This is a genomic window from Rhizobium sp. P2_G2, assembly GCF_056403555.1.
On sequence record NZ_JBFUFF010000011.1, the window covers coordinates 105,106 to 130,808 of the forward strand.

General features: G+C 60.9%; 24 protein-coding genes. 14 read left to right on the forward strand and 10 right to left on the reverse strand.

From position 1 onward, the window contains the following. The 3 genes from AC1D06_RS11765 to polA form a co-directional block, all read right to left on the reverse strand. On the reverse strand, positions 1–960 hold the full coding sequence (locus tag AC1D06_RS11765; protein WP_477875785.1) for an HD-GYP domain-containing protein: 960 nt from the start codon (positions 958–960) through the stop codon (positions 1–3). Positions 961–1,148: 188 nt separating this feature from the next. After that, positions 1,149–1,649 carry a DNA-3-methyladenine glycosylase family protein gene (locus tag AC1D06_RS11770; RefSeq protein WP_477875786.1) on the reverse strand — a complete coding sequence of 167 codons (501 nt, stop codon included), beginning with the start codon at positions 1,647–1,649 and terminating at the stop codon, positions 1,149–1,151. A 463-nt stretch (positions 1,650–2,112) separates the two neighbouring features. Beyond that, the gene (gene polA, locus AC1D06_RS11775) at positions 2,113–5,103 is read right to left on the reverse strand and encodes a DNA polymerase I (protein ID WP_477986354.1); all 2,991 of its coding nucleotides are present in this window, start codon (positions 5,101–5,103) and stop codon (positions 2,113–2,115) included. Between the two features lie 273 nt (positions 5,104–5,376). On the opposite strand from polA, the gene AC1D06_RS11780 reads away from it, so the two are divergent. The 3 genes from AC1D06_RS11780 (at position 5,377) to AC1D06_RS11790 (ending at position 7,214) form a co-directional block, all read left to right on the forward strand. After that, a complete protein-coding gene (locus tag AC1D06_RS11780; protein WP_477875788.1) occupies positions 5,377–6,318 on the forward strand; it encodes a hypothetical protein in 942 nt (313 codons plus the stop codon). A gap of 91 nt (positions 6,319–6,409) precedes the next feature. Beyond that, complete coding sequence (locus AC1D06_RS11785) at positions 6,410–6,886, forward strand: hypothetical protein (protein WP_477875789.1); 477 nt, start codon at positions 6,410–6,412, stop codon at positions 6,884–6,886. Positions 6,887–7,052: 166 nt separating this feature from the next. Beyond that, positions 7,053–7,214, forward strand: a complete 162-nt coding sequence (locus AC1D06_RS11790; RefSeq protein WP_477875790.1) for a DUF3309 family protein — start codon at positions 7,053–7,055, stop codon at positions 7,212–7,214. A gap of 6 nt (positions 7,215–7,220) precedes the next feature. Here AC1D06_RS11790 and AC1D06_RS11795 read toward each other — a convergent pair whose 3' ends face one another. After that, the gene (locus AC1D06_RS11795) at positions 7,221–7,688 is read right to left on the reverse strand and encodes a hypothetical protein (protein WP_477875791.1); all 468 of its coding nucleotides are present in this window, start codon (positions 7,686–7,688) and stop codon (positions 7,221–7,223) included. Positions 7,689–7,763: 75 nt separating this feature from the next. Continuing rightward, positions 7,764–8,150: a VOC family protein gene (locus AC1D06_RS11800; protein WP_477875792.1), complete on the reverse strand. Its 387-nt coding sequence runs from the start codon at positions 8,148–8,150 to the stop codon at positions 7,764–7,766. Between the two features lie 147 nt (positions 8,151–8,297). Between AC1D06_RS11800 and AC1D06_RS11805 the strand changes: the two genes are divergently transcribed. Then, positions 8,298–9,362: a cyclic nucleotide-gated ion channel gene (locus tag AC1D06_RS11805; protein ID WP_477875793.1), complete on the forward strand. Its 1,065-nt coding sequence runs from the start codon at positions 8,298–8,300 to the stop codon at positions 9,360–9,362. 113 nt (positions 9,363–9,475) lie between these two features. Next, complete coding sequence (locus tag AC1D06_RS11810) at positions 9,476–10,234, forward strand: molybdopterin-synthase adenylyltransferase MoeB (RefSeq protein WP_477986355.1); 759 nt, start codon at positions 9,476–9,478, stop codon at positions 10,232–10,234. 2 nt (positions 10,235–10,236) lie between these two features. Here the strand turns inward: AC1D06_RS11810 and AC1D06_RS11815 are convergent, their stop codons facing one another. Further along, entirely contained in the window at positions 10,237–11,241 is a 1,005-nt protein-coding gene (locus AC1D06_RS11815; RefSeq protein ID WP_477875795.1) for a 2-hydroxyacid dehydrogenase, read from the reverse strand. Between the two features lie 165 nt (positions 11,242–11,406). On the opposite strand from AC1D06_RS11815, the gene AC1D06_RS11820 reads away from it, so the two are divergent. After that, positions 11,407–11,946 carry an SH3 domain-containing protein gene (locus AC1D06_RS11820; RefSeq protein WP_477986356.1) on the forward strand — a complete coding sequence of 180 codons (540 nt, stop codon included), beginning with the start codon at positions 11,407–11,409 and terminating at the stop codon, positions 11,944–11,946. Here AC1D06_RS11820 and AC1D06_RS11825 read toward each other — a convergent pair. Then, positions 11,936–12,931: an adenosine kinase gene (locus AC1D06_RS11825; protein ID WP_477986357.1), complete on the reverse strand. Its 996-nt coding sequence runs from the start codon at positions 12,929–12,931 to the stop codon at positions 11,936–11,938. The genes AC1D06_RS11820 and AC1D06_RS11825 overlap by 11 nt on opposite strands. A gap of 225 nt (positions 12,932–13,156) precedes the next feature. On the opposite strand from AC1D06_RS11825, the gene AC1D06_RS11830 reads away from it, so the two are divergent. Further along, positions 13,157–14,074, forward strand: a complete 918-nt coding sequence (locus AC1D06_RS11830; protein ID WP_477875798.1) for a DMT family transporter — start codon at positions 13,157–13,159, stop codon at positions 14,072–14,074. 7 nt (positions 14,075–14,081) lie between these two features. Here the strand turns inward: AC1D06_RS11830 and AC1D06_RS11835 are convergent, their stop codons facing one another. Then, the gene (locus AC1D06_RS11835; protein ID WP_477986358.1) at positions 14,082–14,513 is read right to left on the reverse strand and encodes a MarR family winged helix-turn-helix transcriptional regulator; all 432 of its coding nucleotides are present in this window, start codon (positions 14,511–14,513) and stop codon (positions 14,082–14,084) included. Positions 14,514–14,618: 105 nt separating this feature from the next. Between AC1D06_RS11835 and AC1D06_RS11840 the strand changes: the two genes are divergently transcribed. The 4 genes from AC1D06_RS11840 to AC1D06_RS11855 all read left to right on the forward strand — a co-directional run bounded on the left by AC1D06_RS11840 (position 14,619) and on the right by AC1D06_RS11855 (position 21,223). Further along, positions 14,619–16,433 (forward strand): chloride channel protein, encoded by a 1,815-nt coding sequence (locus tag AC1D06_RS11840; RefSeq protein WP_477986359.1) that lies wholly within the window; start codon positions 14,619–14,621, stop codon positions 16,431–16,433. 212 nt (positions 16,434–16,645) lie between these two features. Beyond that, positions 16,646–18,178 carry a UxaA family hydrolase gene (locus AC1D06_RS11845; protein WP_477986360.1) on the forward strand — a complete coding sequence of 511 codons (1,533 nt, stop codon included), beginning with the start codon at positions 16,646–16,648 and terminating at the stop codon, positions 18,176–18,178. 221 nt (positions 18,179–18,399) lie between these two features. Continuing rightward, on the forward strand, positions 18,400–20,283 hold the full coding sequence (locus AC1D06_RS11850; protein WP_477986361.1) for a diguanylate cyclase: 1,884 nt from the start codon (positions 18,400–18,402) through the stop codon (positions 20,281–20,283). A gap of 154 nt (positions 20,284–20,437) precedes the next feature. After that, positions 20,438–21,223, forward strand: coding sequence for a Stf0 family sulfotransferase (locus tag AC1D06_RS11855; protein WP_477986362.1), 786 nt, complete (start codon positions 20,438–20,440; stop codon positions 21,221–21,223). 7 nt (positions 21,224–21,230) lie between these two features. On the opposite strand, the gene AC1D06_RS11860 is transcribed toward AC1D06_RS11855, so the two are convergent. After that, the gene (locus tag AC1D06_RS11860; RefSeq protein WP_477875804.1) at positions 21,231–21,500 is read right to left on the reverse strand and encodes a hypothetical protein; all 270 of its coding nucleotides are present in this window, start codon (positions 21,498–21,500) and stop codon (positions 21,231–21,233) included. Between the two features lie 112 nt (positions 21,501–21,612). Then, the gene (locus AC1D06_RS11865; protein ID WP_477986363.1) at positions 21,613–22,530 is read right to left on the reverse strand and encodes an SMP-30/gluconolactonase/LRE family protein; all 918 of its coding nucleotides are present in this window, start codon (positions 22,528–22,530) and stop codon (positions 21,613–21,615) included. 188 nt (positions 22,531–22,718) lie between these two features. Between AC1D06_RS11865 and AC1D06_RS11870 the strand changes: the two genes are divergently transcribed. From AC1D06_RS11870 to AC1D06_RS11880, 3 genes are all read left to right on the forward strand, one after another. Further along, a complete protein-coding gene (locus AC1D06_RS11870; RefSeq protein ID WP_477986364.1) occupies positions 22,719–23,717 on the forward strand; it encodes an alpha/beta hydrolase in 999 nt (332 codons plus the stop codon). A 197-nt stretch (positions 23,718–23,914) separates the two neighbouring features. After that, entirely contained in the window at positions 23,915–24,379 is a 465-nt protein-coding gene (locus AC1D06_RS11875) for a MarR family winged helix-turn-helix transcriptional regulator (protein WP_477986365.1), read from the forward strand. Then, positions 24,372–25,694 (forward strand): HlyD family secretion protein, encoded by a 1,323-nt coding sequence (locus AC1D06_RS11880; protein ID WP_477986366.1) that lies wholly within the window; start codon positions 24,372–24,374, stop codon positions 25,692–25,694. The genes AC1D06_RS11875 and AC1D06_RS11880 overlap by 8 nt, the downstream gene beginning before the upstream one ends. The last annotated feature ends 9 nt before the right edge of the window (positions 25,695–25,703 follow it).

Here is a 25,703-nt window from a genome sequence, read left to right on the forward strand (position 1 = left end):
TCAACCGGCCAACGAGGTCGGCACCTGTTTTCCCATCAGGTCGAGGCAGGCGACGAACTCGCGCAACAGGGCGCGGTCGAAATGACCCCGGCGTTCCAGCATCCAGGCAACCGCTTCGGCGCGCGGCCAGGGTTTCTTATAGGGGCGGGCCGAGGTTATCGCCTCATAGACATCGCAGATCGTCGCCATAGAGACATGCTGGCCGATCTCGCTTCCTGAGAGCCCCGCCGGATAGCCTTTTCCATCCGGGCGCTCGTGATGGTGAAGGCAGATATCCAGCACGAATTGCGGCATGTCGCCTTCGGCCGACAGAATGGCATGGCCAAGTGCCGGATGGGTGCGGATCTTCTCGAATTCGGATGCCGTCAAGCTGCCTTCCTTCTGCAATATCTCGTCGGGCATCCGCATCTTGCCGATATCATGCACCAGGCCTGCCGTGCCGAGGACCTGCACCAACTCGGCATCGAATTTCATATAGCGGGCGAACTGCACCAGGAGCGCGCTGACAGCGATCGAATGGCGGAAGGTCGTCTCGTCCTTGGACTTCAGCCGCGAGATGCTGAAGAAGACGATCGGGTCCCTCTCCATGGCGCGCGATATTTCCCGCACGACCGGCTCCGTCTGTGCCATGCCAACGCTGTTGCCGGTCCGTGCACCATTGAAAAGGTCGGCTGTCGTCGACTGGACGCTTGCCAGGATCGTGTTCGCCGCCCGCCGCCGCTGGTCGAGCGGCGGGGTCTTCTGGCGTTTCCGTACGGGGACGTTGACTGTTTCGACAATGTCGCCTCCGAGCACCGGATTGATGATCGCGGCCTTGATATTGCTGCGCTTCAAAAGATCGACCTGTTCGGCGCGTTCCAGCAGGAAGCGCCGTTCGCCGATGGGATTATCCTCCCAGGCGCATTCGAGATCCTCCACGAACATCCCGACTTGAAGCTGCGATTTGTCTATTCTTTTCATCGTTCTCCGAGGAAAGCCGCCGATCCCCACATCACCGCTGCGGCATCGTATACGTGAGCATGTTTATTTTTGCTGAATAATATAGTTGCAGAATACGGCCTGTTGAAGCTTGTAGCCGAAAAACGTCTGCCTGGAGCCGGCTCTCGGTTCGTTATTTCAATTTGAATAAAAACTAATATGCACTTTAACTACATTGATTCTGTTGGGTTACTGGCGGCGGGTACGGCGTTGAGGCTTTGCCACAGATACCAGGAGGCGATGGAGCGGTAAGGCCGCCAGCGCGGACCGAGTGCCACCAGCGTCCCTGCCTCGCCGAAATGCTGCCTGATTGCCCGTTGCAGGCCGACATCACCAAGCGACAGCACGTCGAGACACCGCAGCCCGAAGATCTGGAACATTTCCGCCGTCCAGCGGCCGATGCCGGGCAGTTCGACAAGCGCCTTGATCACCACCTCATTGTCGAGTTCCGCTACTATGGCATCGAAATCCATCGTGCCGGCATAGACGCGTTCAGCCAGCGCGCGGACATATCTGACCTTGGCGTTGGAAAGGCCGCAGGCGCGCAGAGCTTCCGGCTCAGCGGCAAGGATGCCCTCGGGTGTCAGCATGCCACCGGTTATGGCGAGTACGCGGCTCTCGATCGTCGCAGCGGCCTTGACCGACAATTTCTCCAAGGGTGTGTAGGTCATATCCCACAGGGGCAGCGGYCGTGGCGGGCGACGAGCTTGGCCATGACCTGACAGTTGGCGCCTGGATGGTCTTCAGGACTTGCCATCGCTACCGACCTTCAGGGCAAGAACATGCTCTATTCCGATGGAACGTAGCCCGGCAAAGGTTTTCCGTGCCTGTCGAGTAGAACACCGTTCTTGATGATGACAACGTATGGCGCGCGCGTAGAAGGGTCAGAATCTTCTGGGTCACCCCTATAAATACGGACGCTGTTTCCGGCATTGTCTGGATCGTCATAGCGCCAGCCGGGAGCGCTTTTCGTCGGAGAGCCAATCCAATTGTCAGGTATCTGCCTCGGGCGAACCTTCCCGGTCAGGACATCCTCGGTATTCGGATCCAGCTTTGTCTCTCCCGCCCACGCGATCGGCGCGGCCAGTATCAGCGTCATGAACGCGAATGCCGTTGCCAGCCTCCAACACGCTCTCAATGCGCCTCCTCCCAGTTCCTGGCATAGCGCGCATCGACCGCCAGCGGCACGCTCATCGAAACGGATGGCAGCGCAGCGTTTTCCATCACCGTCTTGATGATCGGGATGCAGTTTTCCGCCTCGGACTCGGCGGTCTCGAAGATGAGTTCGTCGTGCACCTGCAAGAGCATGCGGGCATTGACCTTGCCGGCCTCCAACTCGTCCTCCATCTTGATCATCGCCCGACGGATGATGTCAGCGGCGGAGCCCTGGATCGGGGCATTGATCGAGGCGCGTTCGTTGAAAGCGCGGACGGATGGGTTGGACGACTTGATATCAGCGAAATGGATGCGGCGGCCGAAGATGGTCTCGACATAGCCGAGATCGCGTGCCTTGGACTTCGAAGCCTCCATATAGTCCTTGATACCCGGGAAGCGTTCGAAATATTTGCGGATATAGTCCCCTGCCTCCGAGCGCTCGATGGAGAGCTGGTTGGCAAGACCGAAGGCGGAAATGCCGTAGATGATGCCGAAATTGATCGCCTTGGCGCGGCGGCGTACATCGGACGGCATGCCGGCCACCGGCACGCCGAACATTTCGGACGCAGTCATCGCATGAATGTCGATGCCATCGGCAAAGGCCTGCTTCAGTTGCGGAATATCGGCGGTGTGAGCCAGCACACGCAGCTCGATCTGCGAATAGTCGGCCGAGATCAGCACATTGCCAGGCTCGGCGATGAAGGCCGTGCGGATCTTGCGGCCTTCGGAGGTGCGGACCGGGATGTTCTGCAGGTTGGGCTCCGAGGATGCAAGCCGGCCGGTGGTGGTCGACGCCATCGCATAGGATGTGTGCACCCGCTTGGTCTCGGGATGGACATAGCCCGGCAGCGAATCCGTGTAGGTGCTTTTGAGCTTGGTCATCTGCCGCCAGTCGACGATCTTGCGCGGCAATTCATGCCCCGCCGCCGCAAGGTCCTCCAGCACCTGCACCGACGTTGACCATTGACCGGTCTTGGTCTTGCCACCGCCGGCATCGAGCCCCAGCTTGCCGAACAAGATGTCGCCGAGTTGCTTGGGCGAGCCAATGTTGAAGCGTTCGCCGGCGATGTGATAGATTTCATCCTCGATGCGGGCAGCCGATTGCGCCAGTTCTCCCGAGAGGCGCGACAGGATCTGCCGGTCGATCGAGATGCCGCGCTCTTCCATCCGGGTCAGCACCGGCACCAATGGCCGCTCCAACCGTTCATAGACGCGTGTGAGGCTCTTGGCGGCAAGCCGCGGCTTCAGCACCATCCACAACCGCAGTGTGATGTCGGCATCTTCGGCGGCATAGCGGGTGGCGCTTTGCAGATCGACCATGTCGAAGGTGATCGACGACTTGCCGGAACCGGTGACCTCTTTATATGCGACCGGCTTATGCCCCAGCCAGCGATCAGAGAGCGAATCCATGCCATGCGTGGTGTTGCTGCCGCCGTCGAGCACATAGCTCATCAGCATCGTGTCGTCGAAGCGCGCGATGACGATGCCGTGGCGCTTCATCACCAGCCAGTCATATTTTATGTTCTGGCCAATGATGAGGACGCTGTCATCCTCCAGCAGGCTCTTCAGGACCTCAAGCGCCTGCCGCACGGGAATCTGGCCTTCCACCAATCCGCCGCCGAGCAGGTCGCCGCGGCCGCTCTTATGCGCGACCGGGACATAGCAGGCGCGGGTGATCTGGCCCGAGGGCGTGGCGCTGTCGTCGGCGACTGCGAGCGAGAAGCCGCAGAGCTCTGCCTGCATCGGGTCAAGCGAGGTGGTCTCGGTGTCGAAGGCGACGAGACCGATCTGCTTGGCCGTCGCCACCCAGCGCTTCAGGCCGTCAATGTCGAGGACCGTCTCATAGGTCGAATGATCGAAGGGTTGCGTGGCAAATTGCGCGGCCCGGTCGTCGGCGAGTTTTTGCGGCGCGAAAACCGGTTCGCGGCCATCGGAGCCGACATTCAGGGCGCCCTTCGGCTTGGCCGCCTGGGGCTGGCCCGCTTCGGCGGCCGGCTTTTCGGCGACTTCGAGATCCGGGCCATGCGCCGCGCCATCCCATTCGATCTTGACGACGGATGGTTCGATCGCAGCCGCATCGCAATCGCAAGCCTCGGCGACGCGGCGGGTCAGCGTGGTGAATTCCATCGCCTTGAGGAAGCCGACCAGCTTCGGGCCGTCCTGCTTCTCCAGCACGAGATCGGAAAGCGGCAAAGTCACCGGCGTATCGGTCCTCAGCGTCACCAGTTCCTTGGAGACGCGGATCAGGTCCTTGGCGGCAATGATGCTTTCGCGACGTTTCTCCTGCTTGATCTCACCGACGCGGGCGAGCAGCGTGTCGAGATCGCCATATTCGAGCAGCAGGGCAGCGGCGGTCTTCGGGCCGATGCCGGGAACGCCGGGCACGTTATCGGTGGAATCGCCGGTCAGCGCCTGCAGGTCGATCATCTTTTCCGGCGGCACACCCCATTTCTCGATCACTTCGGGAATCGAGATCTGCATGTCCTTCATGCCGTCATACATATGGATGCGGTCGGAGACGAGTTGCATAAGATCCTTGTCGGAGGAGATGATCGTCGCTTCGGCGCCAGCCGCTTCCGCTTGCCGGGCATAGGTGGCAATGATGTCATCGGCCTCGAAGCCCTCGATCTCGATACAGGGCAGGTTGAAGGCGCGCGTCGCCTCGCGGATCAGGCCGAATTGCGGAATCAAATCCTCGGGTGGCGCGGAACGGTTGGCCTTGTATTCCGGATAGATCTGCTTGCGGAAGGTCGCCGCCGAATAGTCGAAAATCACGGCGAAATGGGTCGGCGTGACGCCGACTTCGGTGTTGCGGGCATCGACCAGCAGTTTCCACAACATGTTGCAGAAGCCGCTGACCGCGCCGACCGGCAGCTTGTCGGATTTGCGGGTAAGCGCCGGCAGCGCGTGGAAAGCGCGGAAGATGAAGCCGGAACCGTCGACGAGGAAGAGATGATCACCTTTTTGCATGGCCGACTTGTTAGCATGGCCTCCGGAAATCGGGAAGGCGCAATACCCCCGCTGTCGAAATACACTGCCACTTTCGGTACCGGTCATCCGCCGGCCGGAAGCGACCTTTTTAAGCAGATTGACCATGGCCGGCGAAATGATGTTGACCCATGGTTGAAAAGTTCAGAACATCGGTCTGTTTCGCGGGTAACAGACAAACCGACGGATAGGAGCTACCGATTTCAGTTGAAACCATAAAGATTTCGGCAGGGGGAAGCCGGAACCAATGAAATCATGACTATTGCAGACATTCCTTCATTGCGCATTGCGCGACTTCTGAAGACGCACACGATGCGGCGATTGCTCGACCGCGTCCGCGCCACAGAAGATTTCGCGACGTTCTGGCACGGTCCGCTCGATCCTATCACTTATACTTGCCTCGCCTCGTTTCCGTTCCACGGTGCGCCACTCAGACTTTATTGCTACGAGCCGCCGGAGAGGGCCCCGGCAGGTGTGACGCTGATCGATGCACGCGAAATCATCGCCGACGAGGGAATGCTGCAGCGCTACCTGGTGCGCGGCAAGCCGTCGCTGTCCAAGTTTTCTAACTATTTCCGCTACCGGCTGATCCAGAAGACCGGCGCATGCTGGGTCGATAGCGATGTGCTCGTGCTGCGCAAGCCGGACTTCGCCGGCAAGCCGATCCTCTTCGGCACGCAGGCGGAAGAGGACGACACCAACCGCTGCAATGGCGCCGTGCTCAGGCTGCCGCGCCGGCATCGGATGCTGGCGGAACTCGAAGCGCGCGCCCGCTCCGGCATCGATATCGATACCCACTGGGGCGTGCTGGGGCCGATGCTGATCACCGAGCTTGCCTCGAAACATGGCATCGACACTTTGGCGGAGCCGCGTCACGCCTTTTATCCACTGCGGCCACGCGAATTCTGGAAAGTGCTGCTTCCGGAATACCGCGACGAGGTGGCGCACCTCGCCACCCGATCAACCTTCCTCCATCTCTGGCATGAACTTTACAGGCGTTCTAAATACAACAAGGAGCGGGCGCCGGCCAAGGGCTCCTTCCTTTACCAGGCCTGCGCCACGATCGGCACTCTGGACATGTTTCTCCGCCCTTATAGGCCCGAAGCCCTTCGCACCAGATTTGCCGAGCGGATGGAGAAAGCGCATGCGGTGCACCACAAAAGGACGGGCGGCTACGATTGCGACGAACCGGCCTGACTTCCGGCACGCTCAAAACTTGTCATCCGGCAGGTATTGTCCGGTCACGAGTTTGTGCTATGTCCACGCCGAACGAATGCAAGGAGCAGCCATGACGCAGGAGATGCAAAAGGATCTGGTCACGGAAATCGCCAGCCTGGTGCAGGACTATCGCGGCGGCAATTCCAGCTTCGTCAAATTTGGCTTCCGCTGCGGCATTTCTCTCAATCGCCTGCCCATCGGCGGCGCCGTGATGCATAGCCCCAAGGACACGACCGAAAAATACTCGATCGGCGATCCGGCCTATCGCGGCAACCATCCGAGCGACAGGGACGCGTTTTTTGCCGCATTCGATAGTTTTGCCGGTAACGGCCAGTTCCTGGCCTGGGATGGCCACGCCCCGGATGCCGGCAATTTCGACATGGTCAAGAAATTCTCCGAGGAGTACCGCTGGCCGACCATGTTCCTCGAGCTGATCTACCGCCGCCGCGGCGCGGCGCAGGAACAGAAGCTCAGGATGTTCTTCGTCGGTTTCCCCGGAGACGTAGAAGCGATGGACTACGCGCGGCGCGTGGGCGGCATGCGCTAGCCACAGCCGGCGATACGGCAATCTGCATTGGCGATCCTCAAACGAGCCGGACGGATTCGGCGAAGGCATACCGCCACCGCTGTTGCCCGAAACGGAACCTGCCCGTCCTTTCATGCGTTCTGTGTGCGAACAAGAACCCGCAAATGGACGTGGAAGAGGACCGGCTATGTTAACGATCCTGCTGATTGTACTCATCATTCTCATTGTTGGCGGCGGCGGTGGCTACTATGGCTACCGCAGCTATGGCGGCTCCGGCCTCGGCGGCGTGCTCGGCTTGCTGCTGATCATCCTGATCGTCTTCTGGCTGGTCGGCGGCCTGCACGCCTGACATCCCTCAGGGGACTCCGGCCCGGCAAATTGGCGCGGCGGCCAATTGCCGGGCAATCTCGCCACTATCGAGCGGCCCGGCAGTTCCCCCCCAGGCCGCGACCGACGTTTTCCCGAACAGACGATCGAGCGGCGTTGGACTGCGTTTGGCCTCTTGTGGTGCGATAATGCAGTTCAACCGGTGAGCATCGCCGCAGACATGCCAGTTGCCGTCGTCGGATGGCCGCCGGACGATTTTTCCCGGATCGAGCAGATATTTGTTGCCCGCGAGATCGGTGATCTTCTCGCCATCCTTGTCCATGAAAGGCGTGAGCGCCGGCCGGCAGTCGTGCCAGTCGCAGCATGACCCCTTGCCGTCATTGCGCTCGAAGCCGTTGTAATCCTGCCCCGTCAGCCTGTCGATGTGGGCAAAGACCGTTGCGGGCACCGCGAATGTGAGCCAGAATGCCGGCAGCAAGGCATGCATGTTTGGCATAGGGCCCTCCTCCCAGAAGGACGCGCCGCAATGCTCGCTGCTATTGCGGAGAAACCGGCGCCAACCTCCTCCGGATCAGAATTCTTCGCTGACCTCGATCCAGTAGCCATCCGGATCCTGGAAATAAACAGATCGGACGCCATCGGCCCGCACATGCACCTTGCCCGGCTCCCTGGCCACGTTGACATAAGTGACGCCAGCGCCGGCGATATGGGCGATCTTGGCCTCGAAATCCGGGGCGGTGATGCAGAAATGCGTATGCATCTTCACATGCGTGTCGGCGAAGTCGCCCTCGATCAGATGGACGGACTGTTCCGGGCCGATGCCGAACCAGCGGATATTTGGCCGGGCAGCGAGGCATTCGATCTCGGGCAGTTCAAGGACGCGCTGATAGAACGCGGCGCTACGTTCGAGGTTGCTGACAAGGACGGACATGTGATTGAGGCGAAGCGATGCAGCCATAATGGAAACTTCGGAAAGCGGATCGGATTGTTGAACTGATAGCACTGCCGATGGCGAAACGCCATCGCGATCCGAAGGACTATGGCCGCTGTTGACGTCGCGGCGGCCAGAGGGCAGAACGTGAGGCCAGGGCTTCAGGGGATCGACATGTCAGCATGGCCTTTCGCGCGGGTTTCCGGGCGTCTCAACACATTGCTCGCGGTGATCGGCCTGCTCGCCGTGGCGGCGCTGACCGTGCCGGACATCAATCCCAGGATTGGGCTGGCGCTGGAAATCCTGCTCGCCGGCATCTGGGCGATCTATCTCATGCAATTCGTCGGCGACTGGTCGGCATGGCGAAAGGCCGACATCCCCAATCATCTGCCGACACTGACGGCTGATCTGCTTTCTGTGACCGTGCCGCTGGCCGCCTTCCTGACGATCCGCACGCAGGATCACAGCCTGTTCTGCGCCATCTGGCTGCTGAAGCCGTTGCGCGATTCCACCTTCTTCCGACTGCTCGGCCGGGTGCTCTTCAATGAAGCGCGCAGCCTGATCGGCGTGACCTCGATTTTCTGCATCGTGCTGTTTGCCGCCTCGCTCGCCGCTTATCTCATCGAGCGCAACGAGCAGCCCGACACCTTCGGCAGCATCCCGCAGGCGATGTGGTGGGCGGTGGTGACGCTCTCCACGACCGGCTATGGCGACGAAATTCCGCGCAGTTTTGCCGGCCGGGTGCTCGGCGGGCTGGTGATGATGAGCGGTATCGGCATATTCGGCCTCTGGGCCGGCATGTTGGCCACCGGCTTCCAGGAAGAAGTCCGCCGCCAGGATTTCGTGCAGAAATGGCAACTGGTAGCGGCAGTGCCGTTGTTCCAGCGGCTGGGCGCCTCCTCGGTGATGGAGATCGTGCGCGCGCTCAGGCCACGGATAGTGCCGACCGGCACCATAATCTGCCGCAAGGGCGACAAGGGCGACCAGATGTTCTTCATCGTCGATGGCAGCGTAACCGTTGCCACGCCGAGCCCGGTAGAGCTTGGCCCGGGCAGTTTCTTCGGCGAGATGGCGTTGGTGACCGGCGAGCCGCGCTCGGCGACCGTCACCGCGACAACCGAGGTGTCGTTGCTGTCGCTCCATGCCGAGGATTTCCAGATGCTCTCCTCGAGCAGCCCGGATATCGCCGACATCATCCGCAAGACGGCGCTGGAGCGGCGGGGCGACCCGAAGGCGTGATCACGACAGAACGCCGCGTGCCGTGCGCCGCGGCATCTTTGCGCTGCACCCATCTGGAGTGCGGCACGGAAGCCTGATAGCTTATATTGCTAAATCTTCCCATCAGGCCAAGAATGACGAACGATCCCCTCAGCGCATCCGAAATCGAACGCTACCAGCGCCATATCCTGCTGCCGGAAATCGGCGGCGCGGGACAGCAACGGCTGAAGAATTCCGCCGTGCTGGTGATCGGCGCGGGCGGACTCGGCTCGCCGGTGATCGAATATCTCGCCGCCGCCGGCGTCGGCACGATCGGCATTGTCGAAGACGACCGCGTCTCGCTCTCCAACCTGCAGCGCCAGACCATCCACGGCACGTCGCATGTCGGCGAGCGCAAGACGCGCAGCGCTGCTGCCCGCGTGCGCGAACTCAACCCCCATATCGAAATTGACCGCCACGAAATCCGCCTCGATACGGACAATGCCGCCGGACTGATCTTCGGCTACGACCTGCTCATCGACGGTTCCGACAATTTCACCACCCGCTATGCCGCCGCCGATGCAGCGGAGAAGACCGGCATTCCGCTGGTCACCGGGGCAGTCGGCCGCTTCGACGGCTCGGTCACCGTGCTGAAGCCCTATGATCTCGACCCTGACGGCAAACCCTATCCGCGCTACCGCGATCTTTTCCCCGAAGAGCCGCCCGAGGGCATGCTGCCGGTCTGTGCCGAGACCGGCGTTGTCGGCGCACTGACTGGGGTCATCGGTACGCTGATGGCGATGGAGGCGATCAAGCTGTTGACCGGCATCGGCGAACCGCTGATCGGGCGGCTGATGATGTATGATGCGCTGGCGGCGCGGTTCGACGTGATCAAGTACAAACGGAAGAGCTGACGTTAGTTCCGTCCCGGCAGCACCCGATCCGGCGGACGATGGCCGTCGAAATGGGTGCGGATGTTGATGATCACCTTCTCGCCCATATCGATGCGGCTTTCGATCGTCGACGAGCTCATATGCGGCAGCAGCACGACCTTGTTCTCGTTGGCCAGCCTCAGGAGCTTCGGGCTGACCAGCGGCTCGTTCTCGAACACGTCGAGGCCCGCGCCGGCGATCTTGCCTTCGCGGATGCATTTGATCAGGGCGGTCTCATCGATGACGCCGCCGCGGGCGGTGTTGACGATGTAGCTCGTCGGCCGCATCAGCGCGAGGCGGCGGGCCGAGACGAGGTGGTAGGTCGCCGGCGTCGAGGGACAGTTGACGGAGACGATATCGACGCGAGCGAGCATCTGGTCCAGGCTGTCCCAATAGGTGGCTTCGAGCACGCTTTCGGTCTGGGCGGTGACACGGTGGCGGTTGTGGTAGTGGATGGAGAGACCAAAGGCTTTGGCCCGGCGCGCCACCGCAGTGCCGATACGGCCCATGCCGATAATGCCAAGCCGCTTGCCCCAGATGCGGTGGCCGAGCATCCAGGTCGGCGACCAGCCCTCCCAATCGCCCTTGCTGTCGGTCAACACGCGCGCACCTTCGGCAAGGCGACGCGGCACGGAGAGAATGAGCGCCATCGCCATGTCGGCCGTATCCTCGGTCAGCACGCCGGGTGTGTTGGTGACGGTGATGCCGCGCTTGGCGGCTGCCTCGACATCGACATGGTCGATGCCGTTGGAGAAGGAAGCAATGAGCTTGAGTTGCGATCCGGCCGCCTCGATCAAGCCGGCATCGATGCGATCGGTGACGGTGGGCACGAGCACGTCGACGCGGGCAACGGCCGCCATCAGCTCTTCGCGCGATCGCGGATGATCGTCGATGTTGAGTTCGGCATCGAAGAGCTCGCGCATGCGGGTTTCAACGGCATCGGGAAGCTTTCGGGTAATGTAGACCAGAGGTTTTTTCTTGTTCGTCATCCGCATGTTCCGGCAAATCGTTGACCGACCGTTAACCAAGTTGCGCGACACTCGCGATCGATAACCGCATTCTTAATCAGACGCGGCGGTGAAGACAATCGCTTCCTGGCCCGGGCCTCCGGAGCGCATGGTGCGTGGCTCTCCCCGACGTCTTCGGGACTGGTCATGACAAGGCAACTGAATAAACTCATTCCCGCGATTTTCGGCGCAGTCATCCTGGCTGCCGGCCTTGCACCTGAGGTCCAGGCGCAGGCGACCAAGGCAGCCTCCGGCCTGCCGCTGCCGCGTTTCGTGACGCTGAAAGCCAAGAAGATCAACCTGCGCGTCGGCCCAGGCCAGGACTATGCGGTGTCCTGGCTCTATGTGAAATCCGGCCTGCCCGTGGAGATCGTCCAGGAATTCGACAATTGGCGGCGCATCCGCGATGCCGACGGCACTGAGGGCTGGGTGTTTCATTCCATGCTGTCGGGTGACCGGACGGCGATCGCCGCCCCGTGGATGAAGGACAAGACCAATGTCTTCGTCAACATGCACAATGACGAGCGCGACACGGCAAGCGTCATCGCGCGGATGCAGCCCGGCGTGGTGATGAAGATCGACGAATGCAACGGCGCCTGGTGTCATGCCGTCGCCGATGGCGTCAAAGGTTATGTCAGCCAGGCCGAGATCTGGGGCGCCTATCCGGGCGAGGCTTTTACAAAATAAAGCCGGCTTCGATTGCTGCCTGTTTCAGCGACGTCTGCATGCGTGGGCCGATCTGCTGGATCACCATGCCGGCTGCCAGGCTGCCGAGGCGACCACAATCGCTCAACTGGAAACCGTGCGTGTAGCCGAACAGGAAGCCTGCGGCGTAAAGATCGCCGGCACCTGTCGTATCCACCAGATTGTCGATCTTAAGCGCCGGCACCGGAATGCGCCGATCACCCTGAACGATGATCGAGCCCTTCTCACTCATCGTCACGGCCGCGAGCTTGCAATCCTTGGACATCTGCTCCAGCGCGGTATCGAAATCCGAGGTCTCGTACAGCGCCAGCGTTTCGGCCCGGTTGGCGAAAACGATGTCGACCGTGCCGGAGCGCATCAGGTCGATGAATTCCTCGCGATAGCGGCCGACGCAAAAGCTGTCGGACAGCGTCATCGACGTTTCCTGGCCGTGCTCATGGGCGATGCGGGCGCATTCGCGGATCGCCTCCTTGGCGCGCGGCGGATCCCAGAGATAACCCTCGAAATAGGTGACGCGGGCATTGGCGACCGTTTCCGGCTCGACGTCCTCAGGGCCCAGTTCGACGCAGGCGCCGAGATAGGTATTCATCGAGCGCTCGCCGTCCGGCGTGACGAAGATCATCGAGGTGGCGGTCGGCGGTTTGCTCTGCAACGGCTTCGTCTCGAAATGCACGCCCTGAGCGCGCATGTCGTGGCGGAAAATGTCGCCAAGCTGGTCGTTCGAAACCTTGCCGAAATAGGCCGCCTTGCCGCCGAAGCTCGCAACGCCCGCCGCCGTGTTGCCGGCACTGCCGCCGGAAGTCTCGATTGCCGGTCCCATGCGCGAATAGAGCAATGCCGAACGCTCGGCATCGATGAGATTCATCGCCGCCTTCTGGATCGTGTTGTTCAGGAGAAAATCTTCTTCGCAGCGCGCGATGATGTCGACGATCGCGTTACCGACCGTGAGCACGTCGTAGGAGGTCATTGCCAAGCCTTAAGTCGAGTTTTTTCGCACGAGCTATGGCCTATTTCGCCGAGGCGGAAAAGCTGAAATGCAAAGGTTTCGCGACTATTCCGCAAATTTGTAATGCTTGAGCATGCTTTGACCTGTCGCCTCTGTCCTTTCCGGTGGCGCGAAAATGGGCGCATTACGGTTGCCTTTGATAGCAAATCGCAGCATGACCGTGAGCATATCCCATCAAGGTCCCCGATGCCCGCTTTCCTGACCAGGCCGTTTGCCGGCCTTCATTCCACCAGTGCGGCCGTGATCATCATGCTTGCCAGCATGCTTTGTTTCACGACCAATGACGCGATCGGCAAGTGGCTGACGTCGTCCTATTCGATCAGCATGCTGGTGTTCTGCCGCGGCATTGCCGGGTTGATCCTGCTGTCGCCGTTTCTGTGGAAGGCCGGTTGGCGCAAGCTGTTCGTCCTCGACCGGCCCTTGCTGCTGCTGGTGCGGGTGGCATTGACGATCATCGATTCCTACGCCTTCTATTTCGCCGTCGCCTCCCTGCCGCTCGCCGATGTCATGACCTATTGGCTGGCGGCACCCATCTATGTCGCCAGTTTCGCGCCGCTGCTGCTCGGCGAGCATGTCGGCTGGCGGCGTTGGACGGCGATCGGTTGCGGCTTCCTCGGCGTGCTGGTGGCGCTGGAGCCGTCGCGGGCGATGCTCTCCGCCTCGGCCGTCATCTCCATCCTCGGCAGCATGGCCTTCGGTTTCGTGATGCTTTCGGCGCGTTCGCTGAAGGAAACGCCGGGGATCACCATGATCTTCTGGCAAACGGCGACGGCGACAATCGTCAGCGCGTTCGTCGTGCCGTTTTCCTGGCATACACCGCCTGCGGGCGATATCGTGCCGCTGTTCATGCTCGGTATGCTGGCCATGTTGGCGCATGTGATGGTCAATTGGGCCTTCAAGCTCGCGGATGCAGCGGCGGTGGCGCCGCTGCAATATACGCAGCTTTTCTGGGCGATCGTGTTTGGCTGGCTGTTCTTCGGCGATTTTCCGTCACCCGCCAAATTCATCGGCGCCGGGCTGATCATCGCTTCCGGCCTCTATATTTTCTTCCGCGAGCGGGCGCTGAAGAAGGTGGACAAGGTACTGCCGGCGATCCCGGAATAGAATTCGGCTAAATCTTTTGCTGCAGGCTCTGCAGGATACCGATCAGCGCGGGCGCCATTTCGCGGATTTCCCGCAGGTGTGCTGCACTCAGCCGCAGCAATATCGCTTCTGCCTTTTCTGTCAGCGCCAATGTATGGCGACGCTTGTCGTCGGGGTCGGACTCTCGTGTCACCAGATCAGATGCGCTTAGCCTCCCCACCAGTTCCGTCGCAGTATGAGGCGCAATGAGCAGCCGGTTCGCCAATGTGCCGATGGTCATGGGTTCGTCTCCGGAGTAGCCCTTGATTGCCAGCAGCGCCTGATGCTGCTGGCTCGGCAACCCCTCCTCCTGCGCGGCCGAAGCACTGAATTCCGTGAAGCGCCGCAGGCTGTAACGGAGATCGGCAAGCGCCCGGTAGTCCGCAGGCGAAAGGGTGTCGTTTTGTTCCGGTCCGGTCACAGCGATCTCCTTCACTTCGATATTGAATTATATCGTATTACGATATAATTTAGCCGCAGTTTTGAACGCGCGGCCTGAAGGCGCGCGTGATCCGGAGATAGCGCGTTGAAAGAGTCCGAAGCCAGACATCAATATCCCCTTCATGATTTTACCGGTGGTCTTGCCCGTCGCGAAGCGGGCGATTTCACCACCGACAGTCGCGTTCTGGTGTTGACGGGCATGGCGGTCGTCGTCGGCACCGGTGGCGCGCTCGCCGCCTGGGTGCTGGTCAACCTGATTGCGTTGGTCACAAATATCATCTGGTTTGGTCATTTCACCGTCGCGACGAGCGCGCCTGCGGCGGTAGGCCGTTCGCTGTGGATGATCGCGGCACCAGCTGTCGGCGGCCTGGTCATCGGTCTGATGGCCCGGTTCGGATCGGAGAAAATTCGCGGTCATGGCATTCCCGAGGCGATTGAAGCCATCCTGATCGGCGGCAGCCGGATGTCGCCGAAAGTTGCTTTGCTGAAACCCTTGTCATCGGCGATCTCCATCGGTAGCGGTGGTCCGTTCGGCGCCGAAGGCCCGATCATCATGACCGGCGGCGCCATCGGGTCGCTGTTTGCACAATTCTTCCAGATGAGCGCAGCCGAACGCAAGAGCCTGCTGGTCGCAGGCGCCGCGGCGGGCATGACGGCGATCTTCGGCTCGCCGATTGCCGCGGTGATGCTGGCGGTCGAATTGCTGTTGTTCGAATGGAAGCCGCGCAGCTTCATCCCTGTCGTGGTGGCAGCCTGCGTTTCCATCGGCTGGCGGCCGTTCCTGTTCGGCAGCGGCCCGCTGTTCCCAACCACTTTCCATCTTCAGCTTCCCTGGTGGGGCATCCTGCTCTGTGTGGCAGTCGGCATTCTCTCGGGCTTGCAGTCCGGCATGCTGACGACCTTGCTCTACAAGCTCGAAGACGGTTTTGAACGGCTGCCGATCCATTGGATGTGGTGGCCGGCGCTTGGCGGCCTTGTCGTCGGATTGGGCGGCCTGATCGAACCGCGCGCGCTTGGCGTCGGTTACGACATCATTTCGGATCTGCTGCACGATCATATCGCCGTGGGCGCCGTCGTCACCATCCTGCTGGTCAAGGCGGGTATCTGGCTGGTGGCGCTGTCATCCGGCACGTCCGGTGGCGTGCTTGCGCCATTGCTCATCCTGGGCGGCGCAATGGGCTGGATTATCGGCCTCGCTCTGCCCGGCGATCCCGGCTTCTGGGCTCTGCTTGGCATGGCAGCGATGATGGGCGGCACGATGCGCGCGCCACTGACAGGCACGTTCTTCGCCGTCGAGATCACCGGTGATGTCAGCACGCTGGCACCGCTGCTGGCAGCCACGGTGGCTGCCTATGCCGTCACCGTCCTTCTGCTCCGCCGGTCCATCCTGACTGAAAAGATCGCGCGCCGGGGCCAGCATATCACGCGCGAATACGGCATCGATCCGTTCGAGCTCACGCGTGCTGCCGAGATCATGATCCGCCAGGTGGATACACTGCCGGCTGCGATGACGGTCGGCAGCGCCTGCGACTTTCTCTCCTCCCCGGAAAAGTCACATCGTGTGTATCCGGTCGTCGACACGGATGGGAAGCTGATCGGCGTCGTATCCCGCGCCGATGCCTTGCGCTGGCGGGGCAGGCAGGAGTTTTTCGCGCAAAGCCTCTCCGACAGAGTTTCCGACAGCTCTATCCCGGTTGGCCATCCGGACGACACGGTCGGCTTCATTGCCGACTTGATGCTGTCGGCGGATGTCGGCCGCATTCCGATCGTCGAAGCCGAAACCCGCAAGCTTGTCGGCCTCATCGCCCGCAAGGACCTGTTGCGCCTGCGCAGCGCGGTAAAATCCTCGGAGCTGGAACGCCGCCCCTATCTTGGAACTGGATCCGCGAAGGCGGGGTGATCGACGGCGCTACAAATCATCGCGACTGAAATGCAGAGAGATGGCAATCCGTCTCTTCGCATGCCGCACGCTCGACAGAATCGAGCCAGTACGGCGGCCTGTTCAAAATAAAACAATAAATACAATCCGTTGTTTGACATATTATCGCCTTGACGGCAGGCCATTTCAGGCAAATGTATTTTATCCGCAAGAAACAGTTCTAGGAACCGCCCATGTCCGCGCTCGCCGCTCCGCTCATCATTCTCAATCCGCTCGACGATGTCGGCGTCGCGCGCCAGAAAATTTCGAAAGGCGAAGCCACCGGTTACAACGATCTTGTGGCCAAGGACCTGATCGGCCGCGGCCACAAGATGGCGCTCAAGGCGATCAAGACCGGGCAGGAAGTGCACAAGTTCGGCCAGGTGATCGGCGTCGCCACCGCCGATATCGAGCCGGGCCAGCATATCCACCTGCATAATCTGCAGATGGTGCCCTCCGAGCATGACTATCAGCTTGGCTCCAACAACCGTGATGAGCGCTTGCTGCCGGTCAGCGAACGCCGCACGTTCCTCGGCTATGATCGTGGCGCCGGCAATATCGGCACCCGCAACTATATCGGCATCATCTCCTCGGTGAACTGTTCCGCCACCGTCTCCCGCTATATTGCCGAGCATTTCAATCGGAATGGCGGGCTTGACGGTTTCGACAATATCGATGGTGTCGTCGCACTCACCCATGGCGGCGGCTGTGCGCTCAACACCAAGTCCGAAGGCTATCGGATTCTGACGCGCACCATCAACGGCTTTGCCCGGCATCCGAATTTCGGCGGCATCCTGCTGATCGGGCTGGGCTGTGAGACCAACCAGATCCAGCCGATCATGGAACACTACAAGCTGGCAGAAGGTGCACTGTTGCGCACCATGACCATCCAGCAGACCGGCGGCACGCGCAAGACGATCGCCGCGGCGCAGGAGATCATCAAGGAAATGCTGCCGATCGTGAATGCGATCGAGCGCACCGAACAGCCGCTGTCGGCGCTCAAAGTGGCGCTCGAATGCGGCGGCTCGGACGGCTATTCCGGCATCTCGGCCAATCCGGCACTTGGCGTAGCGTCGGACCTGATCGTACGGCATGGCGGCACCTCGGTACTGTCCGAAACACCGGAAATCTATGGCGCCGAACACCTGCTCACCCGCCGCGCGGTCAGCCCGGAAGTGGCGCAGAAGCTCCTGTCGCGTATCGATTGGTGGCGCGACTATACCGCCCGCAATGGCGACGAGCTCAACAACAATCCGTCCTACGGCAACAAGCAGGGTGGGCTGACGACGATCCTGGAAAAGTCGCTGGGCGCGGTTGCCAAGGGGGGCACGATGCCGCTGAAAGCCGTTTATGAATATGCTGAGCCGGTGACCGAAAAGGGCTTCGTGTTCATGGACACGCCCGGCTATGACCCGGTAGCCGTCACCGGCCAGATTGCCGGCGGCTGCAATGTCGTCTGCTTCACCACCGGCCGTGGTTCGGTCTCGGGCTGGAAGCCGGCGCCCTGCATCAAGATCGCCACCAATACCGAGATGTACGAGCATATGGACGAGGACATGGACATCAATTGCGGCGGCATCGTCACCGGCGAGGACACGATCGAAGCCGCCGGCCAGCGCATCTTCGACGACATCATCGCGGTGGCCTCGGGCAAGAAGACGGTCAGCGAGGTCTATGACTACGGCGACAATGAATTCGTGCCGTGGCAGGTCGGCGCAATTACCTGAGCGGACCATTCTTGCAGCTTGAGGGCGGCATGCCCTCAAGCGATCGCAGGCCATGTTTCATCCCGGATCGGCACAGATCGGCTTCCAAACCTTGAATCACTCCATAAACATTTGAGAAATATTCGCAATCTGCAGCAAATAGGCGCGCAGTTAACGAAGCTCACACCAGTTCACGTCTAAGATTAGTGAAATAACTATGTTGGGAAGGCTGCCGCACCTCGATGAACGGCTTGTGGGAACAGCTTATCGGCAACTTTGCGTTTGTCGGTCTCGCGATCTCGATTTGGGCGCATGTGTCGATCTGGTTCCAGCGGCAGCTGGTTGGCTATGAACGGATCGTACTTGGACTGATCGCCGGCGGCACCGCGATCGGCGCGATCGTGCTTGCCGTTCAGTATAGTCCCGGCATCTATCTCGATCTGCGTTATGTGCCTGTGGTGCTTGCAGGCCTGTTCGGCGGCCCGCCGGCTGCTGTCATTGCGATCACGGTCGCCATCATCTTTCGCATCGCGATTGGGGGAGCCGGGGCAATCGACGCGGCGATCGTCATGGCGGCGGTTGGCGCTATCGGTGTGCTTGCCAACCACCTGACCAGGAAAAGACCACCCAAACTCTCGGATGTCGCCATCACCGCTGCCGCCTTTGGCGTCGTGCTTGCCGTGTTCATGGAAGCGCTGCCGATCCTTCACAATGTGCAAGGGCTAGCGCTGATGGGCGTGCCGATTGGGCTGATGAACTGTCTGACCATGGTGATCTGCGGCTTCATCATCCTGAAGACCCGTCAGGTGGAGCTGGACCGCAGCACATTGGTGACCGCATTTTCGCAGTCGCCGGACTTTCTCTACGTCAAGGATAGGGACAGCCGCTTCATCATCGTCAATGAAAACATGTCGCGCCTCTATCAGTTCTCGACACCTGAGGAGATGATCGGGCTGACTGATTTCAACCTGCAGACGCCACCGGTGGCCGAAGAGCTCTATTATTACGAGCAACGCCTCATGCGCACAGGCGAGCCCCTGGTCGACAGCCAAGAGCGCCTAAAGGACAGGCACTTGCTCGCCTCCAAAAGTCCCCTTCGGGACAAGGAGGGGCATGTCATCGGACTTGCCGGTGTGACGCGCGACATCACGGAACGCATAGAACTCGAACGAGCCCTGCGGGAGAGCAAGAACCTGTTGTCGCATGCCATGGCCGGCATGTCGGACGGCTTTGCCATGTTCGATCGCAACGGATTTCTGATCTTCTGCAACGAACAATACCGCAATGCCTTTCCGGACTCGGCCGAAGTTCGTGTCGTCGGCGCCAATATCCGCGATATCCTTCGCCGGATCGCAGAGAAACAGGAACGGACAGATGCGCCGGCGGAAAAATTGGAGGAGTGGGTCGAGGCGGCGGCAGCCACCCTGCACCGCAACAAGGACGAAGAAGTCCAGCTCTCGAGCGGCAACTGGCTCAGCATCCGCACCCGGCTCGCCGAAGATGGCACCGCGATGGTGGTGGTCTCGGATATCACCGCGATGAAGCAGGCTGAAGCTGCGCTCAGGCTGTCGGCCGCGCAATTGAAAAGCCTCGCCGAGACCGATGGCTTGACCGGCCTCGTCAACCGCCGGGCTTTCGACGAAGCATTTGCCCGCGAGTCGGCCCGAAGCGCCAGAAGCAATGCACCGCTCAGCCTGCTGATGATCGATATCGATTGGTTCAAGGTCTATAACGACACATATGGACATCTGTCGGGCGACGAATGCCTGAAGCGGGTCAGCAATTGCCTGTTGCGCGCAGCAAAACGGGTAACGGATGTCGTCGCCCGCTACGGCGGCGAGGAATTCGTGGTTTTGCTTCCCGACACCAACGAAAAGAATGCGGTTGTTGTCGCGGAGCAATTTGCACACTTCTTACAGGTGGAGAATATCGTCCACTCCGCGAGCGCGTTCGGGCAGGTCACCGCGAGCATCGGCATATGCTGCGCGAAGGGCCGGAGCCTCGGAGTCCAACCGCATCGGCTACTGTCGACCGCCGACGCTGCGCTCTATGATGCCAAGGCACAGGGCCGCAATCGGACTTTGTTCAGGCCATTTGCCGAAGCACAAGCCAAGAAATCCGCTTGATACCATTACAAAGAACGCTTCTCATCATCTACCGCTTACCCCTCGCATGGGAAAGCCGGCTTCACGTCGGTGCGGTGACTTGATTTGTCAGCATTGTCATAAAACCATCAATCTGCGTCGTTAGGGCCTGCCACATCCAGAGAGTAAGGGCGGCATGCCGACAGTCCAATCCTATATCCTATGCGCAACGCCGCGAAGCGGCAGTACGCTGCTATGCGATCTCATCGAAAGCACTGGCGTCGCCGGTCGGCATGCCTCGTATTTCCGCAAGGAGTCGATACCGCGCTGGGCCAGCCGGCTGCAGGTTGGGATCGCCGGCAGCGAAGGCGCGGCTGTTTTCGGCAGAGACTATATCGAGGCTGTGATCGCCGCGGGACGCGGCGGTACCGATCTATTCGGCTTGCGCATCATGCGGGAAAGCGGCGATGAATTATCGGCGCGGYTCGACGATCTGTTTCCTGGCTTGGCCAATGACCGCGCCCGTTTCGAAACGGTATTCGGTCCATCGCTGTTCATTCATCTGTCGCGCAACGACAAAGTTTCGCAGGCCGTCTCGCGCGTCAAGGCGATGCAGACTGGGCTCTGGCACATTGCCGCCGACGGAACAGAGCGCGAGCGAACCAGTCCGGCGCGTGCCATCGTCTATGATCGCGACGAGATCGGCAGATATGTCGATGACCTGACAGCGCAGGACGAAAGCTGGAACAATTGGTTCGACAACAATGACATCGAACCGTTGCGCCTGACCTATGAAGCGCTGTCGCAGGACCCGACGGCCGCGCTGGCGACAGTTCTGGCCGCACTCGGCCTCGACCCCGCCATTGCCTCGGCGATTGAGCCGAAGACCGCAAGGTTAAGCGATGGCGAGAGCCGGAACTGGGTGGCACGCTTCCGCGCGGAGACAGGCCTGCCGCCGCTCGCCGTCCGGTCTCAGCAATGAAACGTGCTTAGCCCGCGCAGGGGAAGGTCGCCTTCACATTGGCCGGCGCCTTGGCGTTGCACGAGGCTTTCTTCAGCGCCGCAGAGCAGCCGGCCGAGAGCTTGGAGGCATTGCTGACCAGGCAGGCAAGCGCCTTGTCGCGGTTGAACACCATGCCGCAATTGGATTTGACGTCGGACTGGCAGGCGGCGCGGACAGCGGCGCGCGGGTCGTCGGCATGGGCGATGGCGGGCAGCGAAAATGCGGCGAGCATGGAAACCAGAATCAACTTCTTCATGTGGACCTCCCCTTTTTGGCAACGACATCGTTGCCGGCTCTGCTGACAGGCCGGCAACATTGCAGAATTGTTTCTGACGTTAAAGAGGTGTCGGCCTCGTCGCGGTCCCGTCTCAGCAATATTGCGCGCCGGTCGTCGCCGTATAAACAGCGTAGAGCGACTTGGTGGCGGTGATGAACAGTCGGTTGCGGCGCGGACCGCCGAAGGCGACGTTGGAGACCGTCTGCGGCACGAGGATCTTGCCTAGCAATGTTCCATCCGGAGCGAAACAATGCACGCCGTCGGCGGCGCTGGTCCAGAGATTGCCTTCGATATCGATGCGAAAGCCATCCGGTAGGCCGGCGTCGACACTGCAGAAGACGCGGCCGACACCCAGCGTCCCGTCATCGTTGACGTGGAACACGCGGATGTGGCGTGGCCATTCGGGGTCATGGCTGGAGGCGGAATCGGCAATGTAGAGTTTCGATTCATCCGGCGAGAAGGCGAGGCCGTTCGGCTGGCCGAAATCGTCGCAGACGACTTTCAATTCACCGGTCGCGGGATCGAGGCGGTAGACATTGCGGGTCGCCTGTTCCTGCTCGGCCTTGTAGCCCTCATAGTTGGAAAGAATGCCGTAGCTCGGGTCGGAAAACCAGATCGTGCCATCCGACTTGACGATCACGTCGTTGGGAGAATTCAGTCGCTTGCCCTGGTAGCTGTCGGCAAGCACCGTGATCGAACCATCGATCTCGGTACGGATGACACGGCGGGCGCCATGCTGGCAGGAGATGAGCCTGCCCTGCCGGTCGCGGGTATTGCCATTGGTGAAATGCGAATTGGTGCGGAAGACCGAGACGTCGCCGTCCTGCGAATAGCGCATCATGCGCTCGTTGGGGATGTCGCTCCAGATCAGGCAGTTGAGATCGGCGAACCACACAGGACCCTCGGCCCAGCGGCAGCCGGAATAAAGCTCGTCGAGCGCCGCGCTGCCGACCCTCAATTGCTGGAAACGCGGATCATGGATTTCATAGATCGATTTGCCGTTCGACATGGCGGTAGTCCCCCTTCAGGCTGGCGTCCTCCAACGCGTGCGGTGAGGAAATCCGCGCCCGCGTTCAAAGTCAAGGCGAAGAACCACACAGCCCGGGCGTCAAACGCACATTGCCTGCCGGGCGCAATTGGAATTGTGCCGGTCTCTTTAATCTGCGATCCTTGCTAAGAATGCGAGGAGGACGACCGATGACCGATTACCGCAAGCTGATCGACGCCGAGACATGGGCCTTCATCGACCGCACCAATTCCTACTATCCGCCTGACACGATCGACTACACGGTCGGCCAGCAGCGCGACGTCTATAACCGCATGTGCCACGAATTCTTCGCCGGCTATCCGGATGGCGTGTCGGCGGAGACCAAGGCAATTTCGCTGCCGGACCGCAAGATCCCCATCCGCCGCTATCGCGCCATGCGCTACGATTCCCGCGCCATGCTGCTTTATTTCCACGGCGGCGGCTTTGTCGTCGGAGGGCTAGAAAGCCACGACGACGTCTGTGCCGAGATCTGTCACCGCACCGGCTACGAAGTCGTGTCGGTGGATTACCGGCTGGCGCCGGAGCACAAGCATCCCGCATCCTACGACGATTGCCTTGCCGCTTTCGAATGGGCCGTAGATGCTTATGAACTGCCGATCCTGCTCGCCGGCGACAGCGCCGGCGGCAATCTCGCCGCCGCAGTGGCACATCATACGCGCAACCATCTCCGCAAGCCGATCGGCCAGGTGCTGATCTATCCCGGCCTCGGCGGCGACACGAACCACGGCTCCTATATCAGACACGCCGAGGCGCCGATGCTGACAGTGCGCGATCTTGATTTTTACAGGGAAATCCGCGCCGGCAAACGCGACATTTCCCGGGACACGACGTTTGCACCGCTCGCCGATCGCGATTTCTCTGGCCTGCCGCCGACAATGGTAATCACCGCCGAATGCGATCCGCTGTCATCGGACGGCGAAGCCTATCGCGACCACTTGCTCGCTGCCGGCGGCAAGGCGTGGTGGCATGAAGAGGCCGGCCTGGTGCACGGCTACCTGCGCGCCCGCCACAGCGTTGCCCGCGCCCGCGAAAGCTTTACCCGCATCGTCGAAGCGGTGAAATCGCTCGGGCGGAAGGAATGGACGCATCCTGTCGTGGCTCCTAGCCATCGCTTGGCGGCGGCCGAGCCTGTGCATCCGATCGACTGATATTTTCCACGCTGAAAACTGCTGATCCGGCCCGAGATGGCGCGCCGGACCCCTTCGCTGTTGCCAAACGGCGACGCTGCACCGCGACATTTTGTACTTTAGGCATGAAATATTGAATGCCAGGCTTGAACGCAAGGCTCCCTTAACATAGGTAGGCTAATCATAAGCATGCATATATTCAGTCGACAAAGCGACAAATGACAAACAAACCGACAGTGGGATTCCTTCTGCACGACGTGGCGCGGCTGATGCGCAAGCGTTTCGAGCAGCGTGCGCGCGGCCTGGGGCTGACCCGGTCGCAGTGGCAAACGCTTGCCTATCTCTCCAAGAACGAAGGCATCCACCAGGGCGGCCTCGCCGAAATCCTGGAAATCGAGCCGATCACGCTGGTGCGCATTCTCGACAAGCTCGCTGAGCGCGGTCTGATCGAGCGGCGCCAGCATCCGACCGACCGCCGCATCTGGCTGCTCTATATGCGCGACGAGGCCACGCCTTTGCTCGACGTGATGCGCGAGATCGGCGAGGCAACGCGCGGGGAAGCCTTCGATGGCGTCAGCAATGAACAGCGCGACGAACTGTTCAACATCCTGTCCACTGTGAAAACCAACCTGATACAGGCCTGCCGGATGCCGGTGGCCGAGAATGAGACGAAGCATGGCTGAGCAAAGTTCCCTCCGCGTCGTGACTGATGAGGACGCGGCAAATCCCTCCGAGAGCGGGGACATCAAGGAAAAGATACAGCAGAAGGAAACGGTCGCAGAAGCGCCGGCCGCCAGAACTGAGCCTGCTGCCCGGACAGAACCTGCCGCGAAAACCGAACCTGCCGTCAAGCCGGAGACCGCAGCACCCCCAGCCGCTCCGGCTGCGCCTGCATTCGTCAAGGTCAAGCGCCGGCGCAGTCTGACCCGGCCGATCCTCTTCGCGCTTTTGCCGATCGCGCTTCTTGCGGGCGGTTATTACTACGTCAATGGCGGGGCGGTGATGTCCACCGACAACGCCTATATCCAGGCCGACATGGTGGGCGTCAACACCGACGTCTCCGGCACCGTTGCCAGTATCAGCGTGCATGACAACGAACAGGTCAAGGCTGGCCAGGAACTCTTCCGTCTCGACCAGGACTCGTTCAAGATCGCGCTCGCCGGCGCCGAAGCGCAGCTCGGCATCGAGCGCAACCAGATCCTGAACCTCAAGGCGAGCTATAAGCAGGCGCTGGCGCAGATCACCCAGGCTCAAGCCGATATCCCCTATTACCAGCTGCAGTTCGAGCGCCAGGAACAGCTGGTCAAGAGTTCGGCCGCGACCAAGGCCGATTACGATGAGGCCAAGCACAATCTCGAAGCAGCGCAGCAGAAGGTCGACGTCGCCAAGGCGCAGGCGGCCACCGCCCTAGCCCAGCTCGGCGGCAATGCCGACCAGCCGGTCGAGGAAAATCCGCTCTACCTGCAGGCCAGGTCGGCCGTCGACAATGCCGAGCGTGAGCTGAACCACACCGTCGTCAAGGCGCCGTTCGACGGCATCGCCACCAATGTCAGCGCGCTACAGGTCGGCACCTACCTGCCGGCGTCGCAGCAGGCCTTCTCGCTGGTCTCCGATACCAAGCTCTGGATTCTCGCCAATCCGAAGGAAACCGAGCTTACCTACGTGAAGCCCGGCCAGACCGCGACGATCACCGTCGACTCCTATCCGGGCGTCGAATGGCATGGCAAGGTCGATAGTATCAGCCCGGCTTCGGGTTCCGCCTTCTCGCTGTTGCCGGCGCAAAACACCACCGGCAACTGGGTGAAGGTAGTGCAGCGCATTCCGATGCGCGTCAGCATTACCGATGTAGCCGGCAAGCCGCCGCTGCGCGTCGGCATGAGCACCCAAGTCGAGCTCGATACCGGCCATATCAACGGCATGCCGAAATTCCTGTCGAATTTCCTGAAAAGCGTCGGCCTCGAAAGCTGGGAACGGGCAATCGTCAAGAGCCACGCATAACGGACCATA